This is a genomic window from Marseilla massiliensis, from assembly GCF_016899855.1.
Lineage (GTDB): Bacteria > Bacteroidota > Bacteroidia > Bacteroidales > Bacteroidaceae > Prevotella.
Window position 1 is genome coordinate 1 of record NZ_JACJJG010000045.1, and the last position, 22,813, is coordinate 22,813.

11 protein-coding genes are annotated in these 22,813 nt (G+C 51.3%); 6 read left to right on the forward strand and 5 right to left on the reverse strand.

Annotated elements, in window-relative coordinates; all coding sequences use genetic code 11:
- Window positions 1–137: 137 nt before the first annotated feature.
- The 4 genes from H6A34_RS08775 to H6A34_RS08790 all read right to left on the reverse strand — a co-directional run bounded on the left by H6A34_RS08775 (window position 138) and on the right by H6A34_RS08790 (window position 9,285).
- Window positions 138–2,258, reverse strand: coding sequence for a M6 family metalloprotease domain-containing protein (locus H6A34_RS08775; protein ID WP_205104957.1), 2,121 nt, complete (start codon window positions 2,256–2,258; stop codon window positions 138–140).
- Between the two features lie 150 nt (window positions 2,259–2,408).
- The gene (locus H6A34_RS08780) at window positions 2,409–4,364 is read right to left on the reverse strand and encodes a hypothetical protein (RefSeq protein ID WP_205104959.1); all 1,956 of its coding nucleotides are present in this window, start codon (window positions 4,362–4,364) and stop codon (window positions 2,409–2,411) included.
- 46 nt (window positions 4,365–4,410) lie between these two features.
- Complete coding sequence (locus tag H6A34_RS08785) at window positions 4,411–6,048, reverse strand: RagB/SusD family nutrient uptake outer membrane protein (RefSeq protein WP_205104961.1); 1,638 nt, start codon at window positions 6,046–6,048, stop codon at window positions 4,411–4,413.
- A gap of 24 nt (window positions 6,049–6,072) precedes the next feature.
- The gene (locus H6A34_RS08790) at window positions 6,073–9,285 is read right to left on the reverse strand and encodes a SusC/RagA family TonB-linked outer membrane protein (RefSeq protein ID WP_205104963.1); all 3,213 of its coding nucleotides are present in this window, start codon (window positions 9,283–9,285) and stop codon (window positions 6,073–6,075) included.
- Window positions 9,286–10,296: 1,011 nt separating this feature from the next.
- Here H6A34_RS08790 and H6A34_RS08795 point away from each other — a divergent pair.
- From H6A34_RS08795 to H6A34_RS08820, 6 genes are all read left to right on the forward strand, one after another.
- On the forward strand, window positions 10,297–13,653 hold the full coding sequence (locus H6A34_RS08795; RefSeq protein ID WP_205104965.1) for a SusC/RagA family TonB-linked outer membrane protein: 3,357 nt from the start codon (window positions 10,297–10,299) through the stop codon (window positions 13,651–13,653).
- Window positions 13,654–13,682: 29 nt separating this feature from the next.
- Complete coding sequence (locus tag H6A34_RS08800) at window positions 13,683–15,407, forward strand: RagB/SusD family nutrient uptake outer membrane protein (RefSeq protein WP_205104967.1); 1,725 nt, start codon at window positions 13,683–13,685, stop codon at window positions 15,405–15,407.
- Entirely contained in the window at window positions 15,408–16,667 is a 1,260-nt protein-coding gene (locus H6A34_RS08805; protein ID WP_239480819.1) for a substrate import-associated zinc metallohydrolase lipoprotein, read from the forward strand.
- A 153-nt stretch (window positions 16,668–16,820) separates the two neighbouring features.
- Window positions 16,821–18,155 (forward strand): DUF4302 domain-containing protein, encoded by a 1,335-nt coding sequence (locus tag H6A34_RS08810; RefSeq protein ID WP_205104969.1) that lies wholly within the window; start codon window positions 16,821–16,823, stop codon window positions 18,153–18,155.
- 16 nt (window positions 18,156–18,171) lie between these two features.
- The gene (locus H6A34_RS08815) at window positions 18,172–19,878 is read left to right on the forward strand and encodes a hypothetical protein (protein ID WP_205104971.1); all 1,707 of its coding nucleotides are present in this window, start codon (window positions 18,172–18,174) and stop codon (window positions 19,876–19,878) included.
- 208 nt (window positions 19,879–20,086) lie between these two features.
- Window positions 20,087–21,814 carry a M6 family metalloprotease domain-containing protein gene (locus H6A34_RS08820; RefSeq protein WP_205104973.1) on the forward strand — a complete coding sequence of 576 codons (1,728 nt, stop codon included), beginning with the start codon at window positions 20,087–20,089 and terminating at the stop codon, window positions 21,812–21,814.
- Window positions 21,815–22,012: 198 nt separating this feature from the next.
- Here H6A34_RS08820 and H6A34_RS08825 read toward each other — a convergent pair whose 3' ends face one another.
- Window positions 22,013–22,615, reverse strand: a complete 603-nt coding sequence (locus tag H6A34_RS08825) for a DUF3109 family protein (protein ID WP_205104975.1) — start codon at window positions 22,613–22,615, stop codon at window positions 22,013–22,015.
- Window positions 22,616–22,813: the final 198 nt, after the last annotated feature.

Sequence of the window (22,813 nt, forward strand, 5' to 3'; positions counted from 1 at the left end):
CATATGTGCCAAGTATTTCTGTATTAAGGCAAAGAGCCGTCCAAACCTTTCGTTTGGGCGGCTCTTGTTTATTGTCCTGACGGTCTTCGAGAGGTTGTTCCGGCGTAGCCTTCTCACCTCCTCACCTTCTCACCTTCTTACCTTTTGATGAATTTCTTGCCGTTGCGTATGTACAGGCCTTTGCCCAGCTTGGTATCGTCTGTGCCGACGTAGCGTCCGTCGATGCTGTATATACGGTTGTCAGCGGGTCGAATACCGTCGGTTCCGGTCACGGTCATTACGTTGTCTATTCCGGTGCTGACGCTCGAGGTTACCTTAACCTCGTCGAGGATGAAGGCAGCAGCGTCGGAAGAGAACGTGAATGTGACGGGGCCGTTGATGTCAAGTTCGAGGCTGTAGTTGGTGAAGGCTGCCGTCTTCATGTCAGCCTCGACGTTGAGTGTGGCCGCTCCCTCTATGGCGATGCTTATCTTCGGGTTGGTGGCCGGTATAACGGCCGCAGCCCTAAAGGTAAGTTCAGCCTTTCCTTTAAGCTGAATCGTGGGTGTTGTTGCCGGTCCAGTGAACATAGCGCACTTGCTTGCGCCTCCGCCGTTGCCTGTCCATCCGTCGTTGTCGGTCAGCAGCTGGCCCTTGCCTATTTGCGAAGAGCCCATGTTGACGAATATGCCGTCGTTGCCGCCGCGGCCCGTACAGTTGTCGAACGACTCGTAGAACAGCGGCCCCTCGTTGACTCCGAAGCTGAAGCTTATCGTGCCGTCGGCGTTCTGTGTGATGTTCGTAATTGGCTTGTTCATGTAGTTTGAGCCGTCGGTATTCTTGGTATAGACGGTCGCTGCGGGCGTTGTCTCGTTGGTAAGGCTGTTGTTGCTGCCGTAGGGGTATGTGTCGCCAGCCTCACTTAGTGTGCTTGCCCTGCCATCGGCCGGTATGATTGTGCAGCGTTGGTGGCTCGGGTCATTGTTAGGGCTGTTGGCGTTCCATACGCTTTGGTCGAAATCAACGTGCGTGATGAGCAGGCCCGAGGCCGGCAGTCCGGTGTCCCAACGACCGGTGCGCTGACGGTTCTCGAGGACGTAGTACTCGCCTGAGTAAACGGGATTGCCACTTCCGGGGTTACCGTCGTTGCGCACAATGTAGAAATTGCCGTTGTCGGCAAGGCTTCCCATTCCGCGTATTTCGACATTCTCTGTCAGTTCTATGGGTTGGTACCATCCTATCTGCATGCGTTCGAAACCTGTGTAGCACGCCGGGCGGAATCCGTCAGCGTTATAGCTACCCTGGTTCATCAGATCCCATGAGCCCATTCCGTAACCGCCGCTGTAGTCGGTGTCGTACATGTCGGCCAGTCCGAGGCAGTGGGAGAACTCGTGGCAGATGGTGCCAATTCCGTCGATATGCGTGTCAACAACGTATCCGCCTTGGTATATCGGCTGGCATTCGGCGCTACATGCGTAAGTATTTACGGTCATACCGTCGAGCGTGACACCTTGATTGCTGATTATTGACTTGTGCGGCCATACTGTATTCTCGTCGCCTCCATTTGCCTCGCCCAGTCCGGCGTAGATAAAGAATACTTGTTCCACCTCGCCATCACCGTTCCAGTCATAACGGCTGAAATCAGTATCAGCGTCAATCGCATTGAGCGCGGTTGTAAGCATTGTGCGTACGTTAGCGTCGTCGTAGGGGATGTTACTGCCGTAATAGGCGTAATTTTCGGGCATCATCACGGGGCCTGCAACGTCGAACGTGAGATTGAACACGCCGTTGCTTTGGTCACGGAAGTAGTCGCTTACCGAGCCGACAAAGCCGAGCGATGCGTCAGAATAGTTCTCCTCGTTCAGTAGCCTTTGGTAAAGCTCAGGCGTACCATGGGTGAACTGCATGTCGGGGAATTCCACGAGGATGACCAATCCTTTTTTCTCGCCTGTATAGTCTGAACCTATCCTCGTGCCGGGCACACGCGCCGGCGCGTTCTGACTGTCTGTGTTCACGCCTGCGGCGGTACGCAGTTCAACGGCCTTTTTCTTCAAGGCGTCCATATCGGCCACCTCATAACGTTCAGTCTTGGCGTTTTTCACGAACTTGCGGCCGTCTTCAGCCTGCCAGTACTTCATGAACTCGTCACCCCTTAGCTCTACCTTTACCTGCGTGCCGTCGGCAAGGGTTACAGTCTTCCACTGTCCGCGCTTTGCCGGAACGGCCGCCATGCCGAGCGTCAGCATGAGCATTGCGATTGCGATAAATGTTCTTTTCATAGTCGTTTGTTGTTTTGTTGTGCTCCGCCACCACGCCTATGGATAGACGCCAGGGGCGGCGATAGTTGTTCGGTATAATCAAAAAAAGGATGAAGCCGCGACATGCTGCGGTCGCAACTCCATCCTGTTTTTACAGGTTATAGTCCTTGCTTACTTGCGGTTAAGCTTGGCATTCTTGTTAAGCTGGAACACGGTTAAGACCTTATTTTTCTTTAGATTCATAACATTTGCCTTACCAGTCTTCATTCCTCGCATACTGTATTTAGCCTGACGCAACTTTTCAACATTCCTCATGGCTTTAGCTTTCGCCTGTGCAGATACGGCATCAGGCAATACAAGCACGCTCGTTGCCTCGTTTTCGTTGGCCGGGCCAGCCATTCCTTGTGAGTAAATGTTTGAGAATGAGAACAACAACTCACCGGCCGGGAACGTAATGACACCATTAGAAAGTGTGCCTTGTATTATTCCTGCTTGCTTGAGAATGTCGAATGTCCTGTCGCCGTACATAGGATACATCAAATCATAATTTAGTCCACCAACAGTGGCTATAAGCATCGCATCGCCGTCATCATAGAATCCCATAGGCTGGCCTTGTATATAAACTGCGTCCGGATCATGGGCGTTAATTGTTATGTTGTAATTCTGACTTTCGTCATAGCCAGTTTCACCTTGAATCTTATAGCCGTAGATATCAGGTGCGTAAGGATTGATTACACGATAAACGCCGGGCGTAGTCGTGCTTTCCTGTACTTCTACAGGATACTGTACAGGAGGAGCCGTAGTTCCTGATTCGTCAACACGAAGGTTCAGACAGAATATATGGTCAGTGTAGAGACCCGTTCCAAGTGATGTCCACTGACTCGGTCCAATAGCGAAGTTGAACGCTGTGGTGGCGTAGTTTTGCATTGCTAACGTGCCATTCTCGTCATAAGCGTATGCCACTGCAACCATAACGCAGTCACCATTGTATGAGCAAGGTATGCGCACCTCGCCATTTGATGTTACAGTAATTGTTTCGACAGCTCCGCCGAGAACCTGGTTAAGGGCTTCGTTCACGTCGCTTCCTTCTACAATTCCAACATGTACTTCATTGACGTCTGCGCCCATCGTGACGTTACCCATTGCATAGTTGTTGCCGTCCTGACTTACAAATGCGCCGAGATAGTTTACGCTTACATTGTAATCTTTAGGATCATATGTATAGTCGGGGAAGGTAATGGTGATTATGCCGTCATTGGTAGCCTGGCTGTTTCCATAAACACTTGAACCGCTCTGATATGCGAAATAGTACGGAGCGAGCTGTACTGCGCCGGGAAGGCCGCTGTCTTGGAATGCAAGTACACGGTTGTGCGTGATATCCATATTCTGCAAAAGTGACGGATGCCATATCTCGGCTGGAGTTCCAACACCGAAGATGTCGTATCCTAAGGATGTCTCGTCAAAATATACTAAACCGTCCTCTTCGACTGGTTGTCCCGTACTGGGCAGGACATCGCCTGCATGTAGCACAGTGAACTGGAGGAAGTCGGCACCATCCGTACCGGAGAGAGCTTCATAAGGCCGCAAAATGCGGAATTGGTTGGGGTTTGAATCAATTTGCCTGATTTCTACCGGAGCATTGTACACTCCAATATAAGCGTCTGTAAACGTACCTGTTCCAATCACGGTGTAAGGAGGCCACATTACTACGCTGAATGAATAAGAAGACTCTCCATAAGGAGTTGTGTAATCAGCATCGGCAATGCTTAGGGTCACATCATAATAAGTATCGGCCGTAATTTGGTTAGGATCGTAGTCGATTGTTATGTTGGCCTCGCTCTGTCCTGCCTCGAAGGTTACAGATTGCGGTATGGTAAGCTGGCCGCTTTCGTCTGTGGCCGTAATATTTACGGTCAGTTCCTCGTCGGTATTTACACGACTGATAGGTACAAGGAAGTGCGCCCCGTCATTAGTGATAGTAACCGTAGAGGCCAACGTGTTGCTGAAATATACCTGCTGCCCTTTAGCGGCCTCGGCAGAGTATTCGTACTCCTCGGTACATGACCCCAAGGTTAGGGTCATGACCGAAAGAAGCAACATTGTGAAATAACTTAATATCTTGTTCATTGTTTCTCGTTATTAATTTATTTGTTATTAGGAGCCAAGACTATTATTATTCTTGTGTAGTTCTATAGCTTGGATCTGGGTTGTTATAACCGCGCACTCCGGCGTTGCCGTTCTCCTCACTCTGTACTATACACCAGTTCATCCAACCCGGTCTTGTCGTGAGAGAGTTTGCTTGGCTCTGTGCCCGGGATCCATGGTTACTGCCTGAATAGCCCTTGACAACAGGGTAGTCAAGACGCTTGATGTCGAAGAAGCTCTGTCCTTCGCCCCAAAGTTCTACACGCTTCTGGAATACTATTTCCTCTATCACGTCGTCCTTGGCTGTTACAGGGCAGGTGTAATCAGCGTCACGGTAGTTCTTCATGAAATATTCGAGCAGCTGTATTGCACCCGAAACGTCATCGTCCTGGGCTGCGGCCTCGGCCTCGATGAAGTACATTTCCTCAACACGCATCAACGGGAACGAACTTACGTTGCCGATTGTGTAGTCGGTGATGTTGCCGCTGTTGGGGCGGAATTTCAACGAAGTGAGTTCCTGGAGAGCTTCGCCTACGCCTTCGTCGATGTATGCGTTCTGGCCATTAAGGGGAGATGTTGCCGGTGCTTTCCACTCAAGTTTGCGCCAGTCGGTATCGCTTATACGGTCATACATGTTTGCGTCTATCATCGAGAAAGTGTCCGTGCTGCCGTAAGCCATTGGTCCGCAGTAGCCGTAAACAGCCTCGTTAGCAGCGAAAGCAGTCCAGCAGAGCAGGTTGCTTACGTTACCCGTAGTGTACTGTGCGCCCCACATCCACTTTGTTATGTCGTTAAAGCCGGTGATGGTACTGAGCGCTTCGTCACGCGTCATAGGAACAATTCCGGAGAGTGCAGCCTCGTCGATAGCCTTACGGGCATAATTCTTGGCATCGGCATATTGTCCGAGCCACATGTAGAGACGTGCTTTCAGGCCGTAAACGCAGTCAAGATGAGGCATGTTCCTCTCTGACAGCGACAGGTTAGATATGTACTGCTCGGCATTGTTGAGGTCTTCGAGGATGAAAGCGGCCATGTTTTCTTTCGACGCGCGCGGGTTGTTGCGCGCCTCTTCCTCGGTAGTCGTCTCCTTGACAATAGGCACCGTCAAGTTGAGGATAGGATTGCCTTCAGGGCTTTGGGGCTGCGTATACTCATTCTCGAGGAACTCATACTCGCGCGCCATATCGAGATAAGTCATAGCGCGGAAAGCGAGCGCGGCGCCAAGGTATCCCTTCAGCTCGTCGTCAGCAGTCTCGGGGTCAACCATCGCGATGGCCTTGTTGGCCATGTTGACCATTCCCATCTGGTACTCCCACTGGAACTGGGCGTACGCATACTCGCGTCCCATACCCTGGTTTTCGTACCAATACCAGAACTGGTGGTAGTTACGTCCGCCATCATATATGGCCATGTCGGCTGTCTGCAGGTCACGTATGCGCATTATTGCGCCGTACCCCCATCCCCAGTGATAGCTTGTTGTCCAAGGCTGGCACAGGTATGCTGCCGAACCGCGCAGTATTTGGAGAATATTGTCGGCGTTGTTCTGCTCCACCTGTTCGGCCGTAGCGCCGCTCGTGGGCTCAGTCTCGTCTATACAGCCCGTGAACGTCATCGCCGACGAGGCAAGCATGAGAGTGCTTAATCCGTATATTAATATCTTTTTCATTGTCGTTGTTTCCTTTCTTTATGATTAGAATGTTACGGTGATACCGCCCGAGATGGTGCGGATAGGAGCGTAGTAAGCTGAGCTGGTCTGGCCTGTAATGCTTTGGCGCGGGTCGAGTCCCTGGCGCTTAGACCACAGCCAGAGGTTGTTGCCGGTTACGTAAACACGCAGCTTGTTTATACCGATTTTGCTCGTGAGGCTTGCCGGAAGAGTGTAGCCTACGTTGAGGTTTTGCAGGCTGAGGTACGAGCCGCTTGTAAGCCAACGGTCGCAGGCAGCGCCGAAGCTCATGTCGCCGTAAACCAGACGGGGCACGCTTGTATTGGTATTTTCGGTCGTCCATGCGTTGAGAAGGTCGGCGTGAATTGCGCTACCGCCGCTCGACATGCTCATCAAGCTTGCGTAAGAAGAGTCGTAAACCTTGCCGCCAAGCTGGTAAGCGAAGTCGATAGAGAAGTCAAAACCTTTATAAGAAAGATGTGTTCCGAAACCTCCGTATGCCCAAGGCAGTGCAGAACCGCAGAGATAGCGTGACGCCTTGGAGTAGTCGCTGGTCACTTCTCTCGTAACATTGCCGTTTTCGTCAGTTACGTTCTTGTAGAAGAGAGCGTTACCAGTCTCAGGATCAACGCCTGCGTACTTGGTGAGATACCATGTATACAGAGGCTCACCTTCGCCGTAGAACTGTTCGCCGCTACTGTAACCGCCAACACCGTCAACTACGAGAGTCTTGTTCTCGGCCGGCATTGATGTTATCTTGTTCTTGTAAGCGGTGAAGTTAAGGTTGATACCCCATTCGAAATCCTTTGTGCGGAATATAGTTCCGTCAAGCTCAACCTCGACACCCTGGTTGCTCATGTTACCGATGTTGTCGTAGTAACCGCTGTAGCCGTAAGAGCCGGGCAATGTAAAGAACGCGAGCATGTCTGTGGTCTTGCGGTAGAAGTACTCTACGCTACCGGCAAGGCGGCCACGGAAGAATGAGAACTCGAAACCTGTATTGAAGTTGCCGCCCTTCTCCCATGTAATGTCGCGGTTACCCTTCGTCGATGTAGGTATTACCGATATGTTGCCGTAACCGGGAACAATCGTGTAAGTATCGGTGTAGAGGTAATTGGTGATGTTGTCGTTACCCTGCTCACCATAAGAAGCCTTGAATTTCAACTCGTCAATCCAAGGAGCGTTGAACCAGCTCTCCTTGCTGATTATCCACGCGCCGCCGACAGACCAGAAGTTACCCCAACGGTTCTCCGGGGCGAAGCGTGAAGAAGCGTCGCGACGGTAAGATACAGAGCCAAAATACTTTTGGTCGTAGTTGTACTGTATGCGTCCGAGCCAGCCTTCAGTGTTATAGTCGGTACGGTAAGAATCCATGCCACCGTCGGTAACAGCGCCTGCCAACTCGTCATTTGACATAGAGAACTGGTTGGTCCTGCTGGCAGAGAGGAGATAGTAACGTGTGCGGTAGTAATCGTGCGCAAGCATAACCTCAACGTCGTGCTTGTCGAACACGTGGTGCCAGTTAAGTATCTGCTGGTAGTTGTAGCTCCATGTACGCGTGTGGTACTTGTCGACACCTCCGTTCATTGAAGCGAACTGGCCGTAGAAAGGCTGTGTAGTGTTGGTCTGGCGGAACTCGTCTACCATTACCGTGTTCAAGGAAGTGAACTTAAAGTCCTTCAGGAAACGTACCTCGGCAAAACCTGTTGCGTTGAACGAATTGCGGTCAACATTATTCTCCTGAAGTTCGTTAGCGTTAATCGGGTTACTGCCGCTGAACGTAGGACGCGACAGGCCGATAATCTGTCCGTCACCCCAGTCGTACATCTTGCCGCCCGTATTTGGGTCAGTCATAATCTTGCCGTTGCCGTCACGCACGTAAAGCGGGTAAATAGGAGCCACGTTGTTTACGGCGAAGATATTACCAGACGAAGAACTTGAGCCTTCATCGCCCAGATAGTCGGTAGTCGCATGAGCGTAGCTGAAGTTACCGCCCATCTTCAACCAATCCTTAATCTGATAGTCGGCCTTCAAACGGCCCGTGAAGCGCTCATACTTGGAACCGATGGTGATACCGTCGTTGCTCAGGTAGCTTGCCGAACCGTAGAACGAGCCCTTGTTATTGGCGCCCGAAGCGGTTATGGTATATTCCTGGCGAAGGCCGTTCTGGAAAGTAGCGTCCTTCCAGTCATCGGGCATAAGGGTGTAAGCGTTGCCTCCGTAATTGATAACACGGCCAAGCGTGGCGTTCGGGTTAATCTTGCCGTCAGAACCTATAAGATACTGTCCAGCGGGAACAGTAAATACGTTGTAACCCAAGCCGTAGCTTGCAGAGTTTATCATGTTGTCGCGGGCCCACACGTGCGCATCAGCCTCTGACATCGGGAACGTAGGATTGTTCTGCTGCGGCGTCATTGCGTAGTTCTTCAAGGCCTGGTAGTATGTCTCGTAATACTTCGCCGGGCTGTCTACCGTCTTATAATTAGGTATACCCTTAGAGTTGGAACCCCACTTAGCGTCGAACGTAATAGACGAACGTCCCTGCTCAGCACTCTTAGTAGTGATGATGACAACGCCGTTGGCGCCACGTGCACCGTAGAGGGCAGCAGAAGCTGCGTCCTTCAATACCGTCATCGAAGCTATGTCGTTCGGGTTTATATTGTTATAGTCGCCATCGTAAGGCGCGCCGTCGACGATGATAAGCGGGTCGTTGCCGGCGTTGATTGAGCTGATACCGCGAATCTTGATATTGAATGATTCTGTACCGGGCATACCTGAAGCGTTGTTGATTTGCACACCCGACATCTTGCCGGTAAGCGCGGACAACGCATTGGCATTGGCCGTTTTCGTGATTTCTTCAGACTTGATTACAGCCGCCGAACCAGTAAATGCCGACTTGGTGGTAGTACCGTAAGCCACGACCATCACCTCGTCGAGGTCAGTAAGCACAGGAAGCAGTACCACCCTGACGCTATTGCCCTTAACGGTGACGTCCTGCGTCTCCATTCCGACGTACGACACGCGCAGCTTGTTGTGTCCGGCCGGCAGAGACAGCGAGAAGCGACCATCGGCGTCGGTTACGGCTCCGGTGTTGGCGTCGACTACACGGACGGTCGCGCCTATGATGGGCTGCCCGTCCTCATGGGACACCACCGTGCCCGTGACTGTCGTTTGGGCCAGTGCCATTCCCAGTGACAGGAACAGGCAGGCCAAAATCATTGTTAGTCTTTTTTCCATAAATACTCTCTCTAATTAAATAAATAAATTATACTTTTGTTACAATTTGCAAAATTAAAGATAATTTCAATAAGAACGAAATAAAAATGAAAAAAATATGTGTTTAAATCCGCTTTTTAACAAAACAACGTCAAATTTCCACAATCCACCTCTATAAGTGTCACTTTGACAGCCATTTTTCTTTCATTTTGTTCAGTCAGTTTCTGTATAAACAATGAATATTTAAGCAAAACGGACGTTTTTTTACGTAAAATCATGGGGTATTGCCGACAAAACAGTCTGTGGCTTTTATAGGGTGCATTTTTTACACTTGTTTGTTTAAAGAGCGTTTAAGTATCAAGTTGAAGCGTGCCGAAGACGGTCGAAAGCCGTCATGAGAGCGATTTGTTAATGCATAATTATGTATGCGGAACTTTAATTTTTAACATTACTTAAGTTAACGTTCAGATTCGACAAGGCCCTACTTCCGTAAACTTTCCGTTGTCACTTCACAATGTATCGTGTGACGGCTACGGAGTGGATAGCGGTGTGACGAGCGCGTCATGGGTACACCCGTTACATGAGTTAGGCACGAGAACAGACAAATACGGGGCATTATCCGATTGTATTTAATATAGATATTGTACAGAATTCACTTATAAGTTTAAACAAGGTATTGGTGCATAAGCATACCGTCCGCACCTGACGCCTACGGAAAAGACGGTCTTCGGACGCGTCGGAAGCCGCCTTTTGCACTTCAAAATGCCGTCTTTAGCAGCCTCAAAGACGGCATTTTATATTATAAGGTAATAACGTCTTTTTGATTATAAACACTACGACACTTTACCCTTAAAGTATCGAATGATAAATTTTTGCTGTGGATTTCTTACGCATTTCATCGTGGATGAAGCGACAAAAGAGTTGCGTCATGGCGGCATAGCAGCATGAACGGACACGCCAGGGCAGTGCGTCCAATGGGGAAAAAGCGGTGAAAATTATCCTTAAATTATTTAATTAGAGAGAGTAAAGAGTATGATTAAGAAATTATTTCTGACACTATTCTGTGCCGTATTATCCGCAGGTATAGCCTTTGCCCAAGGCGGAAGCAAGGTTAACGGCATTGTAGTCGATGAGATCGGAGAGCCAGTCATAGGTGCATCGGTTTTTGTCAAAGGAACAAAGACGGGAGCCGTAACCGATGTTGACGGTAAGTTTTCGATAAACACATCGCCTGGAAGCACTTTGGTCATTACCTATGTGGGTTATGAGAAAGTGGAAACGAAGGCTGAAAGCGGAATGAAAGTAACGATGTCGCCTTCCAGCCACGCCTTGGGTGAAGTGGTTGTAACCGGTATGCAGAAGATGGACAAGAGGTTGTTTACCGGAGCTACATCAAAGATTGATGCGGATAAGGCCAAGCTTGACGGTGTTGCCGACGTCAGCCGTGCTCTGGAGGGACGCGTTGCCGGTGTATCCGTGCAGAATGTGTCCGGAACGTTCGGTACTGCGCCTAAAATCCGCGTGCGCGGCGCTACGTCTATTTACGGTAGCTCGAAGCCCTTGTGGGTTATCGACGGAGTTATACAGGAGGACGCAGTTGACGTCAGCGCCGACGACCTGTCTTCGGGTGACGCCGTTACGCTTATATCCAACGCGATAGCCGGACTGAGCGCCGACGACATAGAGAGTTTCCAGGTGCTTAAGGACGGTTCGGCTACTTCTATATATGGTGCGCGCGCGATGGCCGGCGTCGTTGTCGTTACGACCAAGCGCGGTAAGGCCGGACGCAGCACGGTAAACTATACCGGAGAGTTTACTTACCGTCTGAAGCCTACGTACGACCAGTACAACATCAGCAACTCGCAGGAGCAGATGGGTATCTATAAGGAGATGGAGGAAAAGGGCTGGCTTGAGTTCTCTACGCTTGCCAACAGCTCGTCGTCAGGAATCTACGGCAAGATGTATAACCTCATAGCTCAGTATGACGCCACTAACGGCAAGTTCGGACTGCCTTATACGCAGGCGGCCATGGACGGTTACCTGAGGACGGCCGAGTTCAGGAACACTGACTGGTTTGACCTTCTGTTCAACAACAATATCGTGCAGAACCACTCAGTAAGCATATCCACCGGTTCGGAGAAAGCGAGCCTGTACGCCTCGGTTTCGGCGATGAACGACCCGGGATGGACTAAGGACAGCAAGGTGGAACGTTACACGGCCACTACCAATGCATCGTTCAACCTCTCTAAGAACCTGTCTGTGTCTATCCTTACCAACGCCTCTTATCGTGACCAGCAGGCGCCGGGTACTCTCAGCCGCAGCACCGACATCGTTACCGGTGCGGTAAACCGCGACTTCGACATCAACCCGTTCAGCTACGCGATGAACACGTCGCGCGCCCTCGACCCTAACGAGACGTACACTCGTAACTACGCCCCGTTCAACATCTTCCACGAGCTTGACAACAACTACATCGACCTGTCGATTGCCGACATGAAATTCCAGGGCGAGCTGTCGTGGAAACCCGTCACGGGACTCGAGATTCACCTGCTCGGCGCTTACCGCACGCAGAAGACGTCGCAGGAGCACTCTATCCTCAACACTTCTAACCAGGCAGAGGCTTACCGCGCCGGAGTGGACGACCCGAACATTATGTACAGCAACCCGTTCCTGTACCAGGACCCTGACAACCCCAACTCGCTGCCTATCTCGGTCATGCCTACCGGCGGTATATACATCCGCAACGACTACATGGTGAAGCAGCTTGACTTCCGCGGAACGGTGCAGTACAACAAGATATGGAACGACACTCACATCATGAACCTCTTTGGAGGTATGGAGCTGAACAAGACCGACCGCGACCAGTCTATGCACTCAGACTACGGCGTTGACTTTGATAACGGCAGAATCGTAAACATCACCCCTGAGTTCTACAAGCAGGCTAAGGAGGAAGGCACCGTGCTCAGTTCGTTCGCCAAGACGTGGACGCGAAACCTGGCTTACTTCCTCAGCGGCAGCTATTCTTACAAAGGCCGATACACAATCAACCTTACCGGCCGTTATGAGGGCACCAACAAGTTAGGCAAGAGCCGCAGCGCCCGCTGGCTGCCTACATGGAACGTATCGGGCGCCTGGAACGCGCATGAGGAGACTTTCTTCAAGAAATGGATGGAAAAGACCAACGGCGCACTGTCTCACCTTACCCTGCGCGCCTCTTACTCGCTTACGGCCGACCGTGGTCCGTCGTGGGTAACCAACGCGCTGCCCGTGTTCCTCTCGTCAAACATCTGGCGTCCGCAGGGAGACCAGATAGAGACTGGAATACAGCTTTACGACCTGGCCAACAGCGAACTTACGTACGAGAAGAAGCACGAGCTGAATTTCGGTCTTGACGCCGGATTCCTCAACAACCGCATCAACCTCAACTTCGATATTTACTGGCGTAACAACTACGACCTTATCGGAATAATCGAGACCGAAGGCGTAGGCGGACTGATACAGAAATATGCCAACGTAGCCACGATGAAGTCGCACGGTGTAGAGGCCACGCTCTCAACGCGTAACATCCAGACCAAGAACTTCAACTGGATCACTGACCTTACGTTCTCTTACGCCGCCAACGAGATTACCGAGCTCGACTCACGCTCGAACGTAATCGACCTCGTATCCGGCGCGTCAACGTCAAGCTCTGAGTCGTCTGGCCACTTCCGCAAGGGCTACCCCGTGTCGGCTCTGTTCTCCATACCGTTCGTAGGCCTTAACGACCAGGGTCTGCCGCAGTTCATCAACGAGAAGGGCGAGATAACCACGTCTGACATCAACTTCCAGGAGTACGAGAACATCGACTACCTGAAGTACGAAGGCCCGACCGAGCCTACCATCACCGGAGGATTCAACAACACCCTTACGTACAAGAACTGGCGACTGAACATATTTATCACTTATTCGTTCGGCAACAAGATTCGTCTCGACCCGGTGTTCGCGGCAGGCTATTCGGACATGACGGCCATGCCTAAGGAGTTCAAGAACCGTTGGGTGCAGTCGGGCGACGAGCTGATAACCAACATCCCGACGATAGCCTCTGTACGCCAGTATCAGGAGGACAGCCAGCTGTCTTACGCATATAACGCCTACAACTACTCAACGGCACGCGTGGCTGACGGCGGCTTCATCCGCCTTAAGGACATATCGCTTACGTATGACCTGCCTCGCAAGTTCCTCAGCAAGATAGGACTCAACACGGCTTCGCTGAAGCTCGACGCCACCAATCTGTTCTTGCTCTATGCCGACGACAAGCTGAACGGCCAAGACCCTGAGTTCGTCAATTCAGGTGGTGTAGCCACTCCTTTGTCAAGGCAATTCACGTTTACCATAAGACTCGGAATTTAATCAACTAACGAATAAAAGGAAACTATATAATGAAACCATTTATATATAAGGCACTTTCGCTCGGAGTGGCAGTCTTGGCGCTATCCTCTTGCAACGACTTCCTTGACCAAAACCCCGACGAGCGTGTGGACATAGACACGGAGAAGAAGGTCGTGGAGTTGCTTAGCAGCGGATATTCCAACGCTAATTACGGATACCTGTGCGAGCTTTCAAGTGACAATATAATCGATAATAATTCACCTCACCGTCCGGCCGACCCCGACTCTAAAGTGTCCTCGGTTTATTACAATCTTGCCCCTTACGAGCGTATGGACAACGAGGTATTCGCTTTCGAGCCGGTACAGTCGTCCACTAGTACTGATTCGCCCTCGTTAGTATGGCAAGGATGTTATAACGCCATAGCCACCGCCAACCACGCGTTGCAGTCAATAGACGAGATTGTGGCCAAGAACGGCGGCGAGTGGACGCAAAGCCTGCGTGCCGCGCGCGCCGAGGCCCTGCTCATCCGTGCATATCATCATTTTATACTCGTAAACGTGTTCTGCCAGGCATACAAGAATCCTGAGCTGAGCAAGCAGGACATTGGCGTGCCCTACATCACGACGGTTGAGAACACCGTACATCCGCACTACGACCGCGGCAACGTGGCCGACGTGTACGACAGTATCCGGGTAGACCTCGAGGCTGGCCTTGCCGACATCAGCGACATTAACTACTCTAAGCCGAAGTGGCACTTCAACGTTAACGCCGCCCACGCTTTCGCAGCACGCTTCTATCTGTTTACGCGCGACTATGACAAGGTTATCGAGCATGCCGACGCAGTGCTCGGAGTAGGTACGGGCAACCTTCCCAACATGCTGATGAAGTACGACGGATTTGACGGTTGCACCTATTCAGACGACTACGCCAACGTATGGCAAAGTCCAAATGCGGCAAACAACCTTATGCTTATAGCGACTAACTCGGTTATGTGGCGTCGTTTCCTCGGTTACCGTTATACCCACAACGGCGACGCCCTGCGCAGCACATATTACCGCACCGGGCCTAACTGGCGGTGGTATGTCATACCTTGCGGTTACGTATCGGGCATGACTTTCTATTCAGGCGAACAGGATTACGGATACGAGTCGGCCAAGATAGCCGAGCGCTTCGAGTACACCGACAAAGTAGCCGGCGTTGGTTACCCCCACGTCATACGCCGTGAGTTTACCGCGACGGAGCTGCTTCTCGAGCGTGCCGAGGCTAAGTTGCTGTCGCAAGACAGGCAAGACATACCCGGAGCTGTCGCCGACCTTATAGCTTTCGACGACAGCAGACAGACCTTCACCGCCGCCGACAAGCAGAGGTTTGAGGCTCAGGGCGCGCTCGTTCCCCTGACCGAAAGCCTTATCCTGTCGTATTACTCAAATACGAACAACCCCAACTGCTTCGAGAATTGGGACTTTACCCAGCGCATGAGCCCTGATTTTATCGTACCCGCAAATGTCGTTCCCTACATGAACTGCATCAACGACATGCGCCGTTTCGAGACCGTGTTCGACGGTTTGCGCTTCTTTGACCTTAAGCGCTTCGGCATAGAATACTCTCATTCTATCGGCAACCCGGCGGTTGTTGAAACACTTACGTGGGATGATCCGCGACGTGCTATCGAAGTACCGCAAGAAGTACTTGCCGCTGGTCTTGAGTCCTCACGCCCCTTAGCCAATGACGATATAAAGCAGGACGTGAATTATAGAGTGAAAACAGACAAATAAATGGAGGAAACAGACATGAAATCAAAACTTAAAATATTACTGGCCGCCGTAATTGCGTTCGTCGCCGGCAACTGCATTACGTCTTGCTCTGACGATGATTTCGGCCCGTCCATCTTCAATACTCCCGACCTGCCGTTAGACAGGTCGCTGGCTACATTCCCGCTCGACACGTTCGTCAAGAAGAACTTTCTCGAGCCGTACAACTTGCGCTATGTCTACAAAATGGAGGACATCGGTTCAGACCTGCAGGTAAACCTCGTGCCGGCAACTTACGATAACAGCACCAAGCTGGCCGTGCTCGCCAAGTATCTCTGGTACGACGTTTACAATAAGTGCGCTGGCGACGTGTTCCTCAAGACCTACAGCCCGCGTATAATCCACGTCATCGGTTCGCCGTCGTACAATCCTTCGTCAGGCACCGAGACCCTCGGCGAGGCTGAGGGAGGTCTGAAGATTACGCTTTATAACGTTAACAACCTCAACGAGAACGACATTGACGACCTCAACGAAAAGTTCTTCAAGACCATGCACCACGAGTTCGGACACATCCTCGCGCAGAACTATTCTACGCCTACGGACTTCAACCTGCTGTCAAACAGCACTTACAATCCGATAGACTGGCAGAACACCCCCGACTCGCTCGCTGCTGCTGAGGGCTTCGTTTCGCCTTACGCCTCGTCGCAGGCACGTGAGGATTGGGTAGAAGTGCTGGCCAATTATATCGTAAAAGACGATAAGACATGGAACGCCCTCATTAATACCGCAGGTTACGACTGGGAGACGATAGACACTGCCGCCACAGACTTCAACGCGCTTGTGGCTACTGGAGGCGACCGTGACTCGATAGGATATTTTTATAAAGTATCGGCCAATGAGGGGCAAGACATAAGCGAGCAGCAATGGACAATACAGCGCAAGGTAATCCAGCGCGACGCCAACGACCACCCCATTCTCGACGCTAACGGCAAAATCGTGTATCTGGAGCAGGACGGAATAGACGGCCGCGGCCTCATACTTCAGAAGCTCGAGATGGTGCGTGAGTGGTTGCAGACCAACTTCAACATCGACATTGAGGACCTGAGGCGTGAGGTGCAGCAGCGCCAGTGGGTAACCGACGCCAACGGCAATTATGTAGTCGGTGCCAACGGCCGCTACATCAATAAGCTTACCGCGCCGCTCGACACTGACCCGACTAAAACGCTTATGGAGGCGCTGCTTGACGAGGTAAACCAATATAAGTCATTACAGACAACCGAATAAACAACGAACAAAATAGGGCGTGGGGCTGCCGGCTGCACAGGGAGCCGCACAAGCAAGTAGATTAACGGAATAGCATAGGCAAAAATCTATTACCGGCAAACATGGCCGGCGGCGCCATCGCCCTTTTCACACATAACAAAAACAAATACGGCAATGAACAAAATACTATCCATATCACTGCTGTGCGCCGCGTCGCTGGCCTTTGCAGGCTGTGCAGGAGAGGAAGACGACCTCTTCAGCTCGTCGGCGGCGGAAAGGCTTGAGGAGAGCAAGTCTCTCTACACAGAACGTCTTGAATCATCGCCCGCAGGCTGGGTGATGGAATACTATCCCACCAATAACAGCAATACGGACGACGTATCGTCGCTTGGCTACGTATTGCTCGCGCAGTTCAGCCATGACGGAACGGTACGCATGGCGATGAACAACACGTTCTCAAACAACACGTATCTTGAGGACCAGTCAGCCTGGGAGATAATAGCCGACGACGGCCCAGTGCTCTCTTTCAACACGTATAACGACTGCATCCACGCCTTCTGCGACCCCGGCCAGGTATCATTGCCCGGCACAGAGCTTGGCCGAGGAGCCGAAGGCGACTATGAATTCGTGGTAATCAATCTTGACGACAATGCGGAGTACGGTATGTTCAAAGGCAAGAAGCGAGGCACATACATACGCTTCACACGCCTTGAGGACGGCACCGACTACCAGGCATACCTCTCTGACGTACAAACCTTTACCAACACGATGTTCCCATCCACAGCACCCAACATGTGCGTAGTGACGCTTGGCGATAGCGTGATGAGCATGGCAAACGCCAGCAGCGGCATACCAAACATCTACCCCTACGGCGGCGACCCGATACAGCAGGAGAGTTACCATCCCTTCCTCATAACCAAGCATAACGACAGGTACTACCTGCGTTTCCGCGACGCGATGAACGCTCCCGACGGTACCGAGGCTCAGGAATTCGTCTACGACGAGGAAAACGATATATTCACGGGAGTAGAGAACCCAGAGTTTACCGTAGCAGGCGAGAACCCTGCAACGTTCTTCACACAGGCGATGGAAGACGGAAACACATGGCAGTTGAATAGAAATTGTGACATGTCAGATGACTTTTTGGCGCTATACGACGCTGTAAGAACAGGATTCAGCGCTGTACGCTATACTTTTAATTACTTAACATGGAGCATGCAGGACGGACAGTTGCAATGCATCCTGAATTATCGCCCACAGAGAGGCGGTGCGGTAAATATCGCCTACAATTTTGATTTTACGCAAACCGAAAGCGGAGCAACTCTTTCATACACAGGCCCCGTGGATAATTCCGGAGCTAACGTGCTTGCAGCCATTCCGGCAATAACAGACTTGTTCAACGCATTCAATGGCGAATATGACATTACGGCGGGCACGACAAAGTTTAACCTTACAAACATAAGGCTCTCGAAAGGAGACAACAGTTGGTTTGTTCCAATGTTTAATTAACTAAAATTTTACGATTATGAAAAGAACATTTTTTACTCTGACAGCCGTTCTGGCCTCAGCTTTATGCTTCGCCCAGACAACGGAGCGCATCGACGTAGGAACGATGCAAAAGGTAAGACAGACGAAGGCAACGTCGCAAGTAATGACGTTGAAATCTAAGGATGCGCCGAAAAAGTCGGCAACTACGGGTAATTATTATACACGTCCTGCAGGCACAATGTACCGCGGCTTCGACAAGGAAGGAATGGGATACTATAATGTAGGGCTTGTTGCACCTGCATACACGGATATGCAATTTACAAACATGAACGCCGACAGAAGCGGTAACTGGTATCTTAACGCACAAACCGGCTTAGTATCTGCCGACGACATGGCAGATGCCGACAACAACCTTATAATAGAAGGCGGTATACAGGGCGGCTATTACTTACCTGAGCCTGTATTGGTGAATGGCAGCGATTCATACAAACTTCCCAACAGGTATGGTTCTACGTACATGGGACAAATTTCCACCAGTTACGAAATAACCCCGTTGACATACACCGACAGCCATGTCGGCAGGCCTCTGAATGGGTGGGGTATATTATCGTCTCATTATCTCTATGGGGCTGGAACTTATAACGATTCTGAATTAGGAGCACTTACCAGTATTGGCGTAAGGCAACATTACGAAAAACCAATATCACCATTGTATGTTGAGGATATTTATCTCAGTGCGGTATCCAACAACGGCGACGACACCCCGCTTAAGAACGGCGCTACCCTAACAATGAGAATTACCAACGACGCAGGCGAGGAAATAGCCGTACTCACAGCCGGAGCAGAAGACCTTACACAAGAGGGCGATCCTGAATCCGACGACTATTACGGTTTGGCTTATCAATGGAATATCGTTTTTACGAATAAAGTTGAAGACCCGCTTTCAGGAACGTTGGTGGCAAATCCGTTTGTAATAGATGAGGCATTCAATGTCGAAATAACCGGATTTGACAATCCTGACGTTAATTTAGGTCTCTGTGGATTCCAATGCGCAGAAGAAGATCCTCTCGAAGATGCTGATGTCTTATTATCAGATGGGGATGAGGTGTATGCACTTAGTTATACCTCAGCTAATTTGGCCCTTCCCATGACTTTCACAGGAATCTTCGACTATGTTGACGTAAGCTCAGTATTGTCATATTACACGGACGACACACAAACGGCAACGGTTGACATCGAGAACTGCAATGTATTGCGCATTACTGACGACGGAACAAGTTGTTATATGGACAACGAGGCTGGAGAGCCGGCTGCTTATGTAATGACAGGCGCAGACTGGTACGATGATAACCAGAACGAAAATTATTATTATGAAGTAGCTTCTTCAAGCGACGGTAGCGGCGACTGGATTACCTCTTACGCCGTTGACAATACCAGCTGGATTGAACTTGGCTATAACTTCATAACTTTCTCTGCTACCGCTTGTCCTTCAGGCGAAGGCCGCTGGGCAGTAGTCAACATCGTTGGCCGTGGCGTAACTTCGGCTACTCCGATTATCCTCCTGCAGGGTACGGCTACACTTGACGACGTGAATATACCTTCAGGCATAACCAATATAACGACGGGTAACAGCAACAAGGAGTTCGACCCGAACGCTCCTGTCTACAACCTCGAAGGCCAGCGCGTGTCTAAGGACGCCAAGGGCATACTTATCCAGAACGGCAGGAAGTTCATAAGGAAGTGATGACTTACCGTAACACTGGCTATTAACATTTATCGGTCTCGGCCTGGCTCTTTGCCATGCCGGGGCCTTTTGCGTTAAACGAACAACCATGCACAATATACACCATGGTTAAGCAACAAGACGTTTGTCATCACAAGTGAGAAGCCTGGCAGTTAAACCTTAGTCTATTTAGTTACTTTTGAAATTTCACATTATTAAATTTTGCATTATGAAAGATATTAAACGATTCTTGTTTTTGCCGGTTTTGCTCGCGGCATGCGCCGTTACGTTTGCCGTACCGGCTAAGCGGGGGCAGTGGCGCACGGTAACACTTGCCGACGGTTCGGAAGTACGCGTCGAGCTGCGCGGAGACGAGTTCGGCAGCTTCTGGCAGGCCGAGGACGGCCGGCGCTTCGTTGAGAGCGCACGCAAAGGCGTCTACGAGGTGGCCGACATCAAGGCGATAGCCTCACGCGCAGCGCAGAAGCGGCAGGCCGTCAGCAAGCATCGCACGGCACGCACTACCGCCGCACGCCGGGCGGCAGGAGCCGCCACGCAGGGCTCGGCATATATCGGCGAACGGCGCGCGCTCATAATACTTGCGGAGTTTACCGACGTGAAGTTCGACGCTGCCCACACCCGTGGACTATACGAGCGCATTGCCAACGAGGCGGGTTTCAGCGAGATGGGCTTCAACGGCTCGATACACGACTACTTTCTGGCGCAGAGCTACGGTAAGTTCGACCTTACGTTCGACGTGGCCGGACCGATAGAGCTGCCCGAGAACTGCGCCTACTACGGCAACAACGACAGCGGAGAGAGCTGGGACGTGGAGAACGTAGGCCAGATGGTATTAGACGCATGCACGGCGGCCGACGAGCAGTTTGACCTCGATTTCACCCAGTATGACTGGGACGACGACGGCTGGGTTGACCAAGTGTACATCCTCTACGCCGGTTACGGCGAGGCTTCCAACCAGGCCGCCGTGGAGACAATATGGCCCCATGAGTATGCCGTAAGCGGAGCGTTAGGCTATCAATATTACTACAACCCTACCATGATTGACGGCAAGGGTATCGACACTTACGCCTGCGGCTGCGAACTGAACGGCTACGGCGGACTTGACGGTATCGGTACTTTATGCCATGAGTTCTCCCATTGTCTCGGACTGCCTGACATGTACGACTCATATTACAGCGGCGATTACGGGCTTGGCGATTGGAGCATAATGGCCTCCGGCTCGTATAATGACAACAGCATGACACCCGCCGGTATGACGAGCTACGAACGCATGGCCTGCGGATGGCTTACGCCCACCGAGCTGAACGCCGACCTCAGCGTAGCCTCAATGCCCGCATTGGGCAGCGGCGACGGCACGGGCGAGGCCTACATAATATACAACGACGGCAACAGTGACGAATACTACCTGCTGGAGAACCGCCAACAGGAGGGCTGGGACGAGTTCCTACCCAACTCGGGCATGCTAATCCTGCACGTCGACTACGACCAACTGGCGTGGGATGCTAACGTCGTAAACAGCTCAGGCGGCCAGCGGCGGTTCGGCTATATGTTCCCCAACCCGCACGAACGCTGCGGCATAATACAAGCCGACGCCAGCTCGCTTATGAACTTCGCACGCGGCGACGTGTGGCCATACGGAGCGAGGAACGCTCTTACCGCAACGTCTAACCCTGCTGCCACAGTGTACAATATGAACACAGACGGCTCGTACAACATGAACAAGTCTGTAACTGCGATAACACGAAACACCGACGGCACGATATCATTCAACTTCTCCGTTGACGGGCCGACGGGTATCGACAATGTCATTGTTGATCCTGACGAATCCGCCGACCGCCGCATATACAGCGTTGACGGACGCTATCTCGGCACCGACGAAACAAAGCTGGGCAAGGGTCTGTACATACGTGACGGCAAGAAATTCATTAAAAGGTGAAAGGGTGAAAAAGTGAAAGGGTGAGAAAGTGAGAAGATGAGAAGGTGAGAAGGTAATGCATTGATTATCAGCAATTATGCGAAAAGCCGTGTTTTGCAGTGCAAAACACGGCTTTTTAGCTTGCTGTTGACGGCCTTTCGTAAGGCGAAAGGACACCTTTCGTTCGGGCGCTATACTTTACACGGCGAACAAACGTCGTTATTCGATATACCCGCCCTTGCGCAATTCGGCCACGGTTGCGGTCAGTTCGTCGTACCAGGCGCTGCCGAAGCGTCGTATAAGCGGCTCTTTCAAGAACTCGTACACGCGCAGGTTGAGCTCAGCACCCTTGCGCCGTGCCGCCCCGCATACGCTCCAGCGATGGTAGTTAAGGCCGACAAGGCCGTTGGCAAGGCGCTTCTCGCGTATAGGATAGAGAGCGCAGCTGATAGGTTTGCAGAACTCCGACCGTCCGGCACGATAGGCTTTCTCCAACAGGCAGAGGCATATGCCGTCCTCGTGGCACGTGAACACGCAGTCGCGCCCGTCGACTATGCTTGTCACGAGTTCGCCCTCGAGGTCGCTATACGCCACCCCCTGACGGTCGACCACGGCCTGCGCCCGTGCCGGCATGTCGAGCCATACGGTATCAAGCGAATCTTCAATTTTGCCGATTTCATCGAGCGTAACAGGTGCTCCTGCGTCTCCTTCAACGCAACACGCGCCCTTACACGAAACGAGGTCGCAACAAAAACGTTCTGTTATTATGTCCGGCGAAAGCAGTACGTCGCCAACCTGAAGCAAAGGGAGATTATAATTCATAATTCACGATTCATGATTCATAATTGGGTAGGTGGGTAATTCTTATTTCACAATGCGTAATTCTTAATTCACAATACATGATAATTGAGGTGAGCAACCGGTAACGGAATTACTCAAGCTGCCCAACTATGAATTATGAATTGTGCATTATGAATTAAAAAACTACCATTTAATCGGGTCTATTCCATATTTTTCGAG

What these genes read in the sequence shown, in the direction of transcription:
- H6A34_RS08790 (WP_205104963.1), bottom strand. Translation starts at nt 9,285, where the DNA reads ATGGAAAAAAGACTAACAATGATTTTGGCCTGCCTGTTCCTGTCACTG.
- H6A34_RS08815 (WP_205104971.1), top strand. Translation starts at nt 18,172, where the DNA reads ATGAAAAGAACATTTTTTACTCTGACAGCCGTTCTGGCCTCAGCTTTA.
- H6A34_RS08825 (WP_205104975.1), bottom strand. Translation starts at nt 22,615, where the DNA reads ATGAATTATAATCTCCCTTTGCTTCAGGTTGGCGACGTACTGCTTTCG.
- H6A34_RS08805 (WP_239480819.1), top strand. Translation starts at nt 15,408, where the DNA reads ATGGAGGAAACAGACATGAAATCAAAACTTAAAATATTACTGGCCGCC.
- H6A34_RS08780 (WP_205104959.1), bottom strand. Translation starts at nt 4,364, where the DNA reads ATGAACAAGATATTAAGTTATTTCACAATGTTGCTTCTTTCGGTCATG.
- H6A34_RS08800 (WP_205104967.1), top strand. Translation starts at nt 13,683, where the DNA reads ATGAAACCATTTATATATAAGGCACTTTCGCTCGGAGTGGCAGTCTTG.
- H6A34_RS08795 (WP_205104965.1), top strand. Translation starts at nt 10,297, where the DNA reads ATGATTAAGAAATTATTTCTGACACTATTCTGTGCCGTATTATCCGCA.
- H6A34_RS08810 (WP_205104969.1), top strand. Translation starts at nt 16,821, where the DNA reads ATGAACAAAATACTATCCATATCACTGCTGTGCGCCGCGTCGCTGGCC.
- H6A34_RS08820 (WP_205104973.1), top strand. Translation starts at nt 20,087, where the DNA reads ATGAAAGATATTAAACGATTCTTGTTTTTGCCGGTTTTGCTCGCGGCA.
- H6A34_RS08775 (WP_205104957.1), bottom strand. Translation starts at nt 2,258, where the DNA reads ATGAAAAGAACATTTATCGCAATCGCAATGCTCATGCTGACGCTCGGC.
- H6A34_RS08785 (WP_205104961.1), bottom strand. Translation starts at nt 6,048, where the DNA reads ATGAAAAAGATATTAATATACGGATTAAGCACTCTCATGCTTGCCTCG.